A 13897-nucleotide genomic window follows, 5' to 3' on the forward strand; every position below is an offset into this window, starting at 1 on the left:
TTTCTACAAATGTGCGTTCGTTGTGCTGGAACTGTAATCAGAACTCCAAGTATAGTGCGTGGAAAGTTATTGGAGTGACACAATGAAGACACTTGCTCAGATCATGCAACAGTACGCCACTAAATTTGATTTGGACAAATTAGAAGGCATTAAAGAAACCGCTATTGACGGCGTGTGGTTTTATCGCAGTAGCAAAGGCAACAACCGCCAACCTTTTGTTTATCAATCTGGAATCATTGTTCTCGGGCAGGGATACAAGAACATCCATATCGGTCAGACGCCAGTTCGCTATGGACCAGATGACTATTTGGTGGTTGGAGTTCCTATGCCTTTAGAATGTGAAGCCATTGCCGTCGATAATGAGCCGTTGCTCGGGATTTCAATTGATATCTCGCCTGCGATGCTGCAAAAGCTGGTAAAGAAACTGGAATCGCAACGCTTTAGTAATGTATGTGAAGACGAGACCCGTTGTGGTTTGAAGTCAGTTCGAATGAATGAGCAGATGCTGGATGCGTGTAAACGTTTGATGACGGCTTTGTGCGATGATCTTGAAGTTGCAATGCTTGGCGACATGTTACTGGAAGAGATTGTATATCGAACATTAGTGAGTGAGTCAGGGCATGTTTTGTTCGAATTAGCACATCAAGAAGGGTCATATGCGCGCGTGGCGAAAGCGCTTAACCGCGTTCATCAAGAGTACCATGAACAACTGAATGTTCAGACGCTAGCTGAAGAAGCGAACATGAGTGTTTCAGCGTTTCATCAAGCCTTTCGAAGCGTAACGCTTGAATCACCTCTGCAATACATCAAAAAGGTTCGCTTAAATAAAGCACGCGAATTAATTCAGTTAGAAGGAAGACGGGTAAACGATGCAGCACGTTTAGTTGGTTACAGTAGCCCATCACAGTTCAGTCGAGAGTACAAGCGCCACTTTAACGAAACTCCAAGATCAACAAAGGCTTAGTGATCTTTATTTCAAAATTACGACTTTTTTCGTCTTTTTTAATAAATTGCGATCGACATATTTATTTGAGTAATAAAATTAGTTATTGGTGCAAAATAAGATGTCTTTTGTTGCAACGTTTTAGTGGATTCTTGAGAGGTGTTGCTGAAAATTTATAAATATATAGTGTGAAACTCTGTAGTTGTACTTAAGTTATTTTACGTCGAAACAAAAGTAATAGTGCGCGGTAGTTAAGCGTATTTTGTATTGTATTAACAATAACTTAAGGAAGAGCAATATGCACCTTAGAAACGGGAAAGCAGTGAAGAGTGTATTTACACTCAGTACGTTAACTGCATCTTGTCTAATGGCTTTCAACACCTATGCGGCGGTTGATTGTGCCCCTCTAGAAGTTTGGGACTCGTCAAAGGTTTACAATGGCGGTGACCAAGTTCAACACGAAAACAACGCTTACAAAGCGCGTTATTGGACCCAAAACAACAACCCTGCGCAATCAGGTCAGTGGGGTGAATGGGAAAACCTAGGCGCATGTGGTGATACGGGACCTATCGATCCACCTGTGAATGAAGTACCGACGGTTACGTTAACATCACCTTCTGCGTCGGCTTCGATCACCGCCGGTGACGTGGTTAACTTAGCTGCGGATGCCTTAGATACTGACGGCACAATCAGTAAAGTTGAGTTCTTTGTTGATGGTGCGCTGGTTGGCACTGCAACAGCTGCGCCTTTCACGGCTTCATGGACGGCAACTGAAGGTGCTCACGAGTTCTCTACCAAAGCGTATGATGACAAAAATGCAGTGAGTGCGGTTAGTGCTGTCACTCTTAATGTAAATGCAGGTCAGCCAGGCAACGAAGCCCCAACCGTTGATGTTGCTCTATCTGCAACTTCTATCGAACTTGGTGGCTCAGTCACGGTAACTGCGAATGCTGCTGATGCAGATGGCACAGTCGCTAAAGTTGAATTCTTCGCTGCGGGTGCGTTGATCGGCACCGCAACAGCAGCACCTTATGCCGTTGACTTTATGCCTGCACAAGCGGGTAGTGTATCTGTTTACGCGAAAGCAACGGACGATGCTGGCGCAACAACAGACTCTTCACTTGTTTCATTGACCGTCAATGGCGGCGCAGTGACGTCGAACTGCCGTCCTGACGGTCTGTACCAAACAGCGGGTCTAGATGTTCCTTACTGTACTATTTACGACGAAGAAGGTCGTGAAAAAATGGGTGCCGATCACCCACGTCGTGTCATCGGTTACTTTACTAGCTGGCGTAGTGGTGATGACCCACAAGCAGCATATCTAGTTAAAGACATCCCTTGGGATCAACTAACTCACATCAACTACGCGTTCGTAAGCATCGGCTCTGACGGTAAAGTTAATGTTGGGGATGTGAATGATCCAACTAACCCCGCGACGGGCAAAACGTGGCCGGGTGTTGAAGTAGATCCAGCGCTAGGCTTTAAAGGTCATTTTGGTGCATTAGCGACTTACAAACAGAAACACGATGTTAAGACGTTGATTTCTATTGGTGGCTGGGCTGAAACGGGTGGTCACTTCGGTGCAGACGGTAACCGTGTTGCTGACGGTGGCTTCTACACGATGACGACTAACGCAGACGGTTCAATCAACCATGCGGGTATCGAGAAGTTTGCGACATCTGCTGTTGAAATGATGCGTACATACAAGTTCGACGGTCTAGACATTGACTACGAGTACCCAACTTCTATGGCAGGAGCGGGTAATCCTTACGATAAAGACTTCATGGAACCACGTCGTCCATACTTGTGGGCGTCTTACCAAGAACTTATGAAAGTGCTTCGTGAGAAATTGGATGCAGCATCAGCACAAGATGGTCATCACTACATGCTAACGATTGCAGCGCCTTCTTCAGGTTACTTGCTACGTGGTATGGAAACCTTCGACGTTACTAAGTACCTAGATTACGTAAACATCATGTCTTACGACTTACACGGTGCTTGGAACGACCACGTTGGTCATAACGCGGCACTGTTCGATACAGGTAAAGACTCTGAGCTAGCACAGTGGAATGTATATGGCACTGCGGCTTACGGTGGTATCGGCTACTTGAACACGGATTGGGCATACCATTACTTCCGCGGTTCAATGCCGGCTGGTCGTATTAACATTGGTGTTCCTTACTATACTCGTGGTTGGCAAGGTGTGACAGGTGGTGAAAACGGCCTTTGGGGTCGTGCAGCATTACCAAACCAGTCTGAATGTGCGCCTGGTACAGGTGAAGGTGAGAAGAACAACTGTGGTCACGGTGCTCTAGGTATCGATAACATGTGGCACGATACTGACCCTAAAGGCAACGAAATGGGCGCAGGTTCTAACCCAATGTGGCACGCGAAGAACCTAGAGAAAGGCATTTGGGGTTCCTATGCTCAAGCGTATGGTCTAGATCCAGTTAACGACCCTTCAGACCAATTGGTTGGTACCTACACGCGTAACTATGATGATGTTGCGGTAGCTCCATGGCTATGGAACGCAGAGAAGAGCGTATTCCTTTCAACAGAAGATAAAGCGTCTGTTGAAGTGAAAGCGGACTACGTTATCGATAAAGAGATCGGCGGTATCATGTTCTGGGAGCTTGCGGGTGACTACAACTGTTACGTACTAGATGCGAACGGCAACCGTACAACGATAGATGCAACTGAACAAGCGTGTGCTGCAGGTAATGGTGAGTACCACATGGGTAACACGATGACCAAGGCGATTTACGATAAGTTTAAGTCTGCAACGCCTTACGGAAACAAGATCGCGACAGGTCCGATTCCAACAGAAGCAGTAGACATCGCTGTTAGCGTTGGTGGCTTTAAAGTTGGTGACCAAAACTACCCAATCAATCCTAAGATCACGTTTACGAACAACACTGGTCAAGCGATTCCTGGTGGTACAGAATTCCAGTTTGATATTCCTGTATCAGCACCGGATAACGCGAAAGATCAATCTGGTGGTGGTCTAAGTGTGATTGCTTCTGGTCACACTCGTGCAAACAACATCGGTGGTCTAGATGGTGTTATGCATCGCGTATCTTTCTCTCTACCTGCATGGAAAGACTTACCAGCAGGCGGTACTTACGAGCTCGATATGGTTTACTACCTACCAATCTCTGGTCCTGCTAATTACACCGTAATTTCTGGCGGTAAAGAGTTTGCGTTTAAGTTTGAGCAACCAGATCTACCAATTGGTGACTTAAACTCTGGCACCGGTGGTGGTGGCGGTACTGAGCCTGGTACTTGTGACACTGCAGGATTAGTTACTTACCCAGATCTGCCACAAACTGATTGGCAAGGTAACCCAAGCCACGCTAACCAAGGTGACAAAGTGATTCACAATGGTGTGGTATACCAAGCAAACTGGTGGACTGCATCAGAGCCGGGTAGTGATGGTAGCTGGTCAACAGTATGTAATATCTAATCCAATTTGAGTGGATGACAAAAGCGCGCGATTTACATCGCGCGCTTTTTTATTTGGTGAGCTTGGTTTTTCTCTATTGATGATTACATGAGAGCAAAAAAGCTAGAACTGGTAACCTTCCGGAATAACTACGATGCCTTTTTCAGAAACATGGAATCGCTTTGCGTCTTCAATTTTGTTTATTCCAATTTGAGTATGAGGGGGAATTCGAACGTGCTTGTCGATAATACAACTCACCAACTGACAGCCTTCTCCAACTTCGACATCATCAAAAATAATGCTATCTACGACAGTTGCACTATCATGAATGCGCACATTTGATGCTATCACTGAGTGCTGAACAGACCCTCCCGAATTGATAACGCCATTGGCGATGATTGAGTTTATAAAGATACCTTCATTACCAGTGGCTGATGAAACGGTTCTCGCTGGTGGAAATTGCGCTTCATAAGTGCGAATCGCCCAGTTAGGCTGATACAAATTCATTGGTGGTACGGGTTCTAAAAGGTCCATATTGGCTTCATAGAAAGAGTCAATTGTACCTACATCGCGCCAGTAGCAATCTTTGTCTACACGACCTTTACTGCCACAGAATTTATAAGCGTAAACGGATTGAGTATCGATGAGCTTTGGGATTATGTCTTTGCCAAAGTCATGGTTGGAATCGTCGAGTTTCGCATCTTCTTCAAGAGCGTCTTGTAGTACGTCCATATCAAAAATATAGATACCCATAGAAACCAAGCTTTGAGTTGGATCATCTGGCAGAGTAGGTGGGTTTTCTGGTTTTTCGACGAAAGATTCGACCAAACCATTCTCTTTGATGCCCATGACCCCAAAGGCGGTTGCATCTTCAACAGGAACATCCATACAAGCGACCGTTAACTTCGCACCGTTTTCTTTATGCTCTTCGAGCATCGCTGCGTAATCCATGCGGTAGATATGGTCACCAGAAAGAACGACGACGTACTTTGCATCGTTTCGCGAAAGTAGCCACATATTGTGGTAGATCGCATCGGCTGTACCTTCGTACCATGCACCACCTTTGCGCATTTGAGGTGGAACAGCCGTTATGTACTCACCAAGTTCGGGATTAAAGATGGACCAACCATCTCGCAAGTGTTTCTGTAGTGAATGTGATTTGTATTGAGTGAGAACCAATATCTTGCGTAAACCAGAATGAAGACAGTTAGTTAGCGTGAAATCAATGATACGATACTTACCGCCAAAAGGAACCGCTGGCTTGGCTCTATCATCGGTGAGAGGGCTTAACCTTGACCCCATACCACCGGCTAAAATTACCGCGAGTGCATCTTGCATAATCTTCCCTTTCCCTTATTTTACGTGCCTCGAAAGCGCTCTAAAGCCTGAGGAGTTAGCCAACTGCTGATTGCTATTCGATGTGCACAGTGAGTGTCCTTTGGTTTTTAGAAATCGTTTTGTTATATACCCTAGTACAAGATTCGAGCCATAGAATTTTATCAATGAAATCAATATATTTTGATAAATGAAGCGTTAACTTTGCACTATATTAGGGAGTGGGGAAATATGTCGTGCACTAAATTGGTGAGGTCGGAGTGACCAAAGGTTGTCTATAACCCGATTTACAATGTAAAGCGGCGTTAAAACAATGAGGTAACGGGGAACGAGCAGAAATTAAAACAGGAGCTCAAAGGCTCCTGTCCATTGTAGAAAACAGCAGTGAGGTTATGACAGACCGATGATGTTACCTTGATCATCAAGGTCTAAGTTCATAAATGCAGGTTTGTCTGGTAGCCCTGGCATGGTCATGACGTTTCCTGAAAGTGCGTATACAAAGCCTGCTCCGGCACACAAGCGAAGTTCGCGAATCGGAACGTTAAAGCCACTAGGTGCGCCTTTAATTGCTGAATCTGTACTGAGCGACAACGGCGTTTTAGCAATGCACACAGCTAAGCCGTCAAAGCCAAGCGTTTCAAAGTGCTTGAGCTGCTGTTTTGCTAGATCGCTCATCTCGATATTTGATGCACCATAACCAGCTTCACAGACCGCCATCAGCTTTTCTTTCAATGATTGCTCTTTCGTGTAAAGAGGGGTGAACTCCGATGGATTCTCGCATGCTTCAACAACATGCTTAGCAAGCTCAACGGCACCGTCACCGCCTTTTGCAAATGCGGTGCTGATGGCAACTTTTACTTCAGGATTAAAGCGTTCTATTAAAGACTCTAATTCAGACAGCTCTTCTACAGAATCTTGCGGAAATTGGTTGATCGCAACGACAGCAGGAATACCGTATTTATGAACATTATTGATGTGCCATTTCAGGTTTTCAAACCCTGCTTCTAATGCCGCTTGATCGGGGTTGAAAATCGAACCCGGAATAGCCATGCCCGGACGCAAATCGTAGTGACCGGAGTTTGCTTTTAGGCCGCGTAATGTCGCAACAATCACAACACAATCAGGAGCTCGACCAGCCGCCGCCGCTTTTATATTACAAGCTTTTTCGAACCCCATGTCCGAACCAAAACCTGCCTCAGTGACAACGTAACTAGATAGTTTAAGAGCAATTTCGTCTGCAATGATAGAGGAATTACCGTGAGCGATATTAGCAAATGGACCTGCATGAATAAGGGTTGGCACACCTTCTAGAGTCTGCATTAATGTTGGAGCTATTGTCTCTTTGAGTGTGACAGCCATTGCACCTGCGACTTGCAAGTCTTCTGTGGTAACCGGTTGTCCCTCGATATCGTATGCTACGACAATACGCCCAATACGCTGACGTAAGTCTTTAAGATCTTTTGCTAGGGCAAGGATAGCCATAAGCTCAGAGGCTGCGGAGATATCAAAACCTTCACTACGTTCAAAACCGTTAATGGTCTTGCCTTCTTCATTCAGACCAATCTTCACCATGCGTAGTGCACGATCGTTGTGGTCCATTACACGTTTCCACGTGATTCGGTCAACATCGATTTTAAGTGCTTTTAGTCCAGTTCGTGTCTCGAACGCCGCGTAGCCTTCTCGTTGCTCGTGATAGAGACGAGCGTCAAGCGCGGCGGACGCAAGGTTATGCGCTGCGGTAACCGCGTGGATATCACCAGTGAGGTGCAGGTTCAATTCCTCCATTGGTGCAACTTGAGAGTAACCGCCGCCAGCAGCCCCACCTTTAACGCCAAATACTGGCCCCATTGACGGTTGACGAATACATGCCATGACCGATTGATTGATTTTAGATAGCCCCTGAGATAAGCCGATTGTTGTAACGGTCTTACCTTCACCCAAAGGAGTAGGGGTAATCGCAGTGACCAACACTAACTTTCCGTCTTGATTTGTATTTGTATTGAGGCGCTCAAGACATTGGGGATGAACTTTAGCTTTGTGTTTTCCGTGTGTATCAAATTCGTGCGGCAAAAGACCTGCATTTGCTGCGACAGTAGCGATAGAAGACAACGGTGTGTTTCGGCAAATTTCAATATCAGACTGCATGGATACTCCAAAAAAATGGCTAACACGTGGCGTTCAACATCAAGCAATCGAAAGACTGTATTGCTGTTGCGCAAACGTTTGCGCGAGAATAATACTGGTAAAATAAGAGGTGTAAAGCAGTTCGTGCGCCTTAGCGTGCTACATAATAACAAAAAACACTAAATACTGCGCTAGATCAAAACAAAAAGGTCACCAAACGGTGACCTTCGCATATTTTTCGCTCTAAGTGCTTGGTTCTTAGCGATCCCAGTAGGTTTCTTCTAAGCTATCTTCACGCTCTGGTAGAGCACGGGATAGGCGAGGAGAGTGTTGGGTTAGCACTTCGTAACTTACACGGTTAGCGTACTTACAAATTTGAGATAGCGAAGAGTAAGTCAGGCAACGTACTTCGTGTTTTTCTGAGTTAGGAACTTCTTTCTGGTGGAAAGAGTTGGCAGCCATGTCGTGCAGAAGAGCAGATAGCGCGGCATCACCAGCACCGTTGGTATTCTTAATCTCAAGTGGTCCACCTAGGTAAGGACCGATATGAGAGTACACTTTCATCGGCTGTTTACAGTCTTCTTTGCGCATAGCACGGCTAAATTCGAACTTGTTGAACTCATCAATTGAGCCTTCAAGGATATCGTGCGTTGTTTCGCGTTTCACTTGTTCTTCGGTGTAACCAGCCATGTATAGACCATCAGGACCAGCAGTACACAAAACAAGGTCTACCCACTCGAGTGCTTTGTCTGCGGCAGCAAGTGGATCAGTTTCTCCAGTAAGCGCAGCGCCTTCTTCCTCGTTCATTGCAACAACAGATACGTTGTCTCGAATGTACTCTTGCCACCACTCAGCGTTGCCTTCGATCACGTATTTTGTACCCAGCGTTAGTACAACAGGGACGTCGTGCTTCTTAGCAAAGTCGATCGCTTTTTGAACGGCTTTTGGCATTGGGTCATCTTCTTTACCGCGCATTAGGTAAGATGAAACGACAAGAGCAGAGGCTTTTTCAAACACCTCTTCAGGAATGCTGTCAGGAGCTAGTTGGTTCATGTGACCTTCGTTAATTGCGAAAGTACGTTCACCATCTTGAGAAATTAGGGTGTAGCAGCGACCAATAGGACCATCTACAGTTTGCAGGTGGTTAAGGTTCATGCGTGAAGAGGTGCGGCACAGGTAACGGTATGCGAAAGAACCGACTTGAATGTTCTTAGACATAACACCAAGTAGTACAGATTTGCTGTCTGCCAATACAGAGTAGTTGTGCAGAGTGTTACCGATAGTGTCGCCTGGGTATTGATGAGTAATCAGACCTTGCTCTACTAACTCTTCATATAGTGCGTCTGCTTTGCTCTCTTCAAGAACGAGAGAATGACCTTTGCTAAGGTTGTATTTTTCTAAAAACGCATCGTCTACGCGCGCTTCGATATCTACGATGGTTTGACCAACGCCGACAATCGTAGGGCGGTACAGCTTAGGCGCCTGTCGAATTTGGTTGACTAATGGATCTCGAGCGTGAGTTGGGAAGTAGTGTTTAGATTTACGCTGTCCAGGAAACTTCATGCTTGTTCTTGAGTGAGAAAAAAAGAGGCGGGATTGTATCACAAAATTTTGAAAATCGTTGTGTTTTATTACAAAGAAATTCGCCCGCTGAAAAATGCAGCGGGCTGGTGTTTTTAGCAGCGATTTGGGGTTAATTTGTAGGAGTTACAGTCGGTTCGACGTAAGCTTTCGTGCCCCATAATGGCACCGTTGACAAGCTATGTTTGAAGCTGCCTTCGGTCTCTTTCGTGGTGTATGATAAGTAAAGTAACGTTTGATTCTCTGGATCGTAGATTCGACGCACTTTCATCGTTTTAAAGAAGATACTTTTCGATTTTTTGAATACCACTTCCCCTGACTTGCTCTTGTCTATTTTTGCAATCATTTCTGGTGTGATATCACCGGTTTGACGACAAGAGATTGAGCTGTCACTCGGATCAGACAAACTTAGGTTCGCTTCAATAGAAGCAATATGACAAGTTACGCCAGTTACGACTTCATCTTGTAGGTGACCAATTTTAATGTCTTTCATTGTGAACATGCCTAGTGAGACGTCGCCCACTTCATTATCACTACACCCAGCCAAGACCGTTACCAAACCTAAAGCAAGCAAGCTTTTTTTCATTTTTCATCCCTTAAATAGGCTAATTTATTGATTCAATTTATCAGACGCACACGATTAAAACAAAATTTGGCGTTACCTCAGGAGTTTAGCTAGGTTTGTAAGAGGCTTCATGCTAATGTACCGCTCCAGAGCAGGTGAGCACTACATTTCTAATCAAAGTCCTGTCTTTTTTACGCTGTCCAAAATTGAACTAGCAGCGCTTAAGGTAAGAAAATGAACGAACAACAGTTAGAAAGCATTAAAAGAAAAAACGAGTGGCTGCATGATTTAGTAGAAGTTGAATTCCCTACTAAAGAAAGTTTGGAAGGTCGTGAAATTTACAATCGTATGCTTGAGCAGAAAACCTACGAGGTGAGTCGTAATACGTTGCTCTTAGACAATGAGTCAAACTTATCGGTAGAAGACATATTCTTAGTTGATTTTCATCGACTTACCGTGATGTTTTCAATTCTTCAATCGCAGCGTTGGACAGACAAGCACGAACAAGAAATGATTGTTGAGTTCCTTACCCAAATCATCCTTACACCAGAATTTGAGTTGTATGTCGGATTTAAAGAAGGGGAACCGGTTGGTGCCGCGATTGTAAGTCAATATGAAGGCAACACCCTTATTTCTGATTTAGTGGTTTCTCAAAATTTAGATAAACGCCAGTTTGTCTGTGATTTAGGAAAAAAGCTGAACCACGATCAAAAGTTGAGTGAAACAATAGTCATTGAAAATTGATCGATATCGGTTCCCTGAAGGGAATCGATGTTTAGAATGTGCAAAATCTTCTTTTTCTCGGCTGGGTAAAACATGTTTAAGCGTTTGACGCGTTTATTGGGTCTTTTGTTGTGCCTAGGGACGGCCGCAGTCAATGCTGACAATACTGATTGGGAAATCGAACGAGTACTGGTGTTACACTCCTATGAGCCTTCATATCAATGGACCAGTGATATTCAAAAAGGCATAGAAGAGGGCTTCAAACAAACGAACAGCGAAGTAAAGCTGTCGATTGAATATCTGGATGCAAAGCGAGTGCATACCGATGGCTATTTTAGACGGATGGCCAATTACCTTAAGTTAAAATACAAAGACTATGAATTTGATGGTGTCATCATTTCTGACGATGCCGCATTGCAGTTTGCAAAGCGATACCTTGCGAATGATGAACGTTTTACCCCTCTCGTAGCGGTTGGAATAAATGACGCGGACGCCACGCTTGATACGTTGAGTTCTTCTGGTAGCGTGCTTTATGAACAAGACCGAGTCGCCGAAAATATTCTGCTTATCAACCAGCTACGTCCTCAAATCAAGAACCTTTATTACTTAGCTGATCGTAGCATGACGTCTGAGCTTATTCATGAGCGTGTCGTTGCGGAAATGAAAAAGTTTCCTCAGATCAACCTAATCGAGCTACGTGATGAAACCCTTGATGACGCATCAAAGCAACTAGAGAACATAAGCCCAAATGATGCGGTTCTACTCACTCATTTTAATACAGAGGCAGAGCAAGGGCATTACCACTCTTATCAACAAGTGGCGCATGTTATTGGTGCAAAAAGCGCCGCTCCTGTTTTTGTTCTGTGGGAAATGTACCTCGAAGAACCGGGCATTTTAGGTGGTTTTGTCAACCGCTCTGAACAATACGGCTACGAGGCTGCTGAGTTGATGGCTGGGAAATTGGGGTTGTCCATGACCAAAGTGGATGATGAGCTGATATCCGAGGCCGTTCTCGATTTTACTGCTATCCAAAAATACGGAATCAGCCGTTACGATATTCCTGAAAGCGCACACATCATTAATGCGCCACCACCGGCGATTCAAGTAAACATCAAATTGCTCTTGTTTGCTTGTGCGCTGATTATTCTGTTGTTTCTGGTCATCGTCAGTCAGTTTATGACCATGCGCCAACGTAAAGTCATTGACCAAAAGAATCGAAAGATTGTAACGCTACAAAAGCGAACGTTGAGTGTTCAAAAGGAAATGATTCACATATTGGGCGAGGCGATTGAATGCCGATCTGGGGAAACTGGGCAGCACGTAAAGCGCGTCGCGAGACTATCTGCCACTCTGGCGGAATTTTATGGTCTTAGCCATCGCGAAGTGGAAATGATTGAAGTCATAAGTCCAATGCATGATGTGGGGAAAATCTCTGTACCTGAATCCATCCTAGATAAAAAAGGTAAGTTGGATGCAGATGAATGGGAGATCATGAAGCGTCACACTACGAAAGGCTTTGAGTTACTCAATAATCGTGAAGGTGAAATCACCAAACTTGCAGCCATCGTCGCACACGAACATCACGAGCGTTGGGATGGAACTGGGTATCCAAATGGCTTAAAAGGTGAAGATATCCACTTGTTTGCGCGCATTGTTGCGATTGCAGATGTCTTTGACGCTCTATTTACCGAGCGATGTTACAAACGCGCATGGACAACTGAAGAGGTCGTCGAGCTGTTCAGGCAAGAAAAGGGCAAACACTTCGACCCTGTCTTGACTCAACTTCTGTTAAATAATTTGGATGATTTTATAGAAGTGCGTTATTTGTACCCAGATAACGAAGTTTAATGCTAATTACCACGCTAAATGAAGTTTCATCTTTCTTAATTTTGGGGCTTCATTCGGTGATCTTGCTTAAAAAAATGTTAATTGCTCTTTCTCATTTCTACGAAATGCCAAGTCTGTCGTTTAAACATTTCTAAACTTACCTATCATGAGTATACATATTTAGTACAAATAAATAAGTCAATAAGTTCAAACTTAATTGAACAGCAGAGTGTGTAATATTCGTTGGCGGGGGACTGGCGTATGGCTATTAACAATATTAAATGCGTCATATTCGATTGTGATGGGACCTTGGTAGACAGTGAACGTTTGTGCTGCCAAGCATTGGTGAACGTGTTTAGCCAGTATGGCGCTGAAATGAGCTTCGAGGAGTGTGTCGAGCATTTTAAAGGCGGTAAGTTGGCAGACATTCTCCGTGATGCGAAAGAGTTGATGAGCGTAAATGCCTCTATTGATGTTCTTGAACCGCAATATAGAGAAGAGTTACAAAAGCTATTTGTGCGTCACTTGCAACCAATGGACGGGGCAAAACGACTCATTCAGTTCTTAGATTCACACAACATTGAATATTGTGTTGCTTCTAATGGTCCTAAAGACAAGATTGAGTATTCACTAGAGCTGACAGGGCTATTGGACGCATTTAAAGGCAAAGTATTTTCTGCATTTGATGCGAACAGTTGGAAGCCGGAACCGGATCTCATTATGTACAGCGCAATGAATATGGGCTTTCTCCCTAGTGATTGCTTGTACATTGATGATACGCCTAAAGGAGTGGAAGCTGGTTTAAATGCAGGCGTAAGAACCATTCAGCTTTATAACGGCGCACCGATTAATCTAGTAAACGATGAGCGCGTTATTCAAATTTCACACCTTGATGAACTAAAAGAGCAGCTCTTAGGCTGCTCAGTTTAGTGACAAACATTGCTTAAACTATGGATGTGTTTGAATTTAGTTTGTAATAACGGGGTTTGATGCAAGCATTGGATAGATGAAAAGTTTTTTGTATGGAATCCACAAGAAGCACATGTGAATTTTTCGCCATCTGATGAAATCATATATTCATCGCATTGGCATAGGGGACACTGAAGATCATCAGTGTCTTTTGTTTTGTTGTAATTATTCATATTGTTCACCAGCAGCAAATTTTATTGGCAATATCTAGAATAGCGGAACGTCTAACCTTTGAACATTCTTTCATCAAGTTCAGAGAATTATTTCGATTCACTTCAAAGTAAAGTGATTTGATATCCAGATAATGCTTGATTAGCAAAATTTGTATACTCAAGTGCATCAAAGTTACAAGTGCATCAAAGTTACAAGTGCATCCAGGTTACATAGT

At 44.1% G+C, this 13897-nt stretch carries 9 protein-coding genes; 5 read left to right on the forward strand and 4 right to left on the reverse strand.

All coding sequences use genetic code 11. The annotated features are described in order from the left end of the window. Nucleotides 1–82: 82 nt before the first annotated feature. Both OH463_RS09550 and OH463_RS09555 read left to right on the forward strand, forming a co-directional pair. Nucleotides 83–964 (forward strand): AraC family transcriptional regulator, encoded by an 882-nt coding sequence (locus OH463_RS09550; RefSeq protein ID WP_269991133.1) that lies wholly within the window; start codon nucleotides 83–85, stop codon nucleotides 962–964. Nucleotides 965–1241: 277 nt separating this feature from the next. Then, nucleotides 1242–4406 carry a chitinase C-terminal domain-containing protein gene (locus OH463_RS09555; RefSeq protein ID WP_239212079.1) on the forward strand — a complete coding sequence of 1055 codons (3165 nt, stop codon included), beginning with the start codon at nucleotides 1242–1244 and terminating at the stop codon, nucleotides 4404–4406. A 102-nt stretch (nucleotides 4407–4508) separates the two neighbouring features. On the opposite strand, the gene glgC is transcribed toward OH463_RS09555, so the two are convergent. From glgC to OH463_RS09575, 4 genes are all read right to left on the reverse strand, one after another. After that, complete coding sequence (gene glgC, locus OH463_RS09560) at nucleotides 4509–5723, reverse strand: glucose-1-phosphate adenylyltransferase (RefSeq protein ID WP_269991135.1); 1215 nt, start codon at nucleotides 5721–5723, stop codon at nucleotides 4509–4511. Nucleotides 5724–6110: 387 nt separating this feature from the next. Beyond that, nucleotides 6111–7865, reverse strand: coding sequence for a formate--tetrahydrofolate ligase (locus tag OH463_RS09565; protein WP_269991137.1), 1755 nt, complete (start codon nucleotides 7863–7865; stop codon nucleotides 6111–6113). A 237-nt stretch (nucleotides 7866–8102) separates the two neighbouring features. Next, on the reverse strand, nucleotides 8103–9407 hold the full coding sequence (locus tag OH463_RS09570) for an inosine/guanosine kinase (protein WP_009700365.1): 1305 nt from the start codon (nucleotides 9405–9407) through the stop codon (nucleotides 8103–8105). A 130-nt stretch (nucleotides 9408–9537) separates the two neighbouring features. Continuing rightward, complete coding sequence (locus OH463_RS09575; protein WP_005451711.1) at nucleotides 9538–10011, reverse strand: CreA family protein; 474 nt, start codon at nucleotides 10009–10011, stop codon at nucleotides 9538–9540. A gap of 213 nt (nucleotides 10012–10224) precedes the next feature. Here OH463_RS09575 and OH463_RS09580 point away from each other — a divergent pair, with 213 nt between their 5' ends. From OH463_RS09580 to OH463_RS09590, 3 genes are all read left to right on the forward strand, one after another. Then, nucleotides 10225–10734 carry a flavodoxin gene (locus OH463_RS09580; protein ID WP_269991139.1) on the forward strand — a complete coding sequence of 170 codons (510 nt, stop codon included), beginning with the start codon at nucleotides 10225–10227 and terminating at the stop codon, nucleotides 10732–10734. 72 nt (nucleotides 10735–10806) lie between these two features. After that, nucleotides 10807–12561, forward strand: coding sequence for an HD domain-containing phosphohydrolase (locus tag OH463_RS09585; protein WP_005451713.1), 1755 nt, complete (start codon nucleotides 10807–10809; stop codon nucleotides 12559–12561). Between the two features lie 240 nt (nucleotides 12562–12801). Beyond that, entirely contained in the window at nucleotides 12802–13470 is a 669-nt protein-coding gene (locus tag OH463_RS09590) for an HAD-IA family hydrolase (protein ID WP_269991140.1), read from the forward strand. The last annotated feature ends 427 nt before the right edge of the window (nucleotides 13471–13897 follow it).

The sequence above is a fragment of the Vibrio sp. NFR genome, assembly GCF_027587095.1.
Taxonomy (GTDB): Bacteria; Pseudomonadota; Gammaproteobacteria; order Enterobacterales; family Vibrionaceae; genus Vibrio; species Vibrio harveyi.

What these genes read in the sequence shown, in the direction of transcription:
- OH463_RS09550 (WP_269991133.1), top strand. Translation starts at nt 83, where the DNA reads ATGAAGACACTTGCTCAGATCATGCAACAGTACGCCACTAAATTTGAT.
- OH463_RS09555 (WP_239212079.1), top strand. Translation starts at nt 1,242, where the DNA reads ATGCACCTTAGAAACGGGAAAGCAGTGAAGAGTGTATTTACACTCAGT.
- glgC (WP_269991135.1), bottom strand. Translation starts at nt 5,723, where the DNA reads ATGCAAGATGCACTCGCGGTAATTTTAGCCGGTGGTATGGGGTCAAGG.
- OH463_RS09565 (WP_269991137.1), bottom strand. Translation starts at nt 7,865, where the DNA reads ATGCAGTCTGATATTGAAATTTGCCGAAACACACCGTTGTCTTCTATC.
- OH463_RS09570 (WP_009700365.1), bottom strand. Translation starts at nt 9,407, where the DNA reads ATGAAGTTTCCTGGACAGCGTAAATCTAAACACTACTTCCCAACTCAC.
- OH463_RS09575 (WP_005451711.1), bottom strand. Translation starts at nt 10,011, where the DNA reads ATGAAAAAAAGCTTGCTTGCTTTAGGTTTGGTAACGGTCTTGGCTGGG.
- OH463_RS09580 (WP_269991139.1), top strand. Translation starts at nt 10,225, where the DNA reads ATGAACGAACAACAGTTAGAAAGCATTAAAAGAAAAAACGAGTGGCTG.
- OH463_RS09585 (WP_005451713.1), top strand. Translation starts at nt 10,807, where the DNA reads ATGTTTAAGCGTTTGACGCGTTTATTGGGTCTTTTGTTGTGCCTAGGG.
- OH463_RS09590 (WP_269991140.1), top strand. Translation starts at nt 12,802, where the DNA reads ATGGCTATTAACAATATTAAATGCGTCATATTCGATTGTGATGGGACC.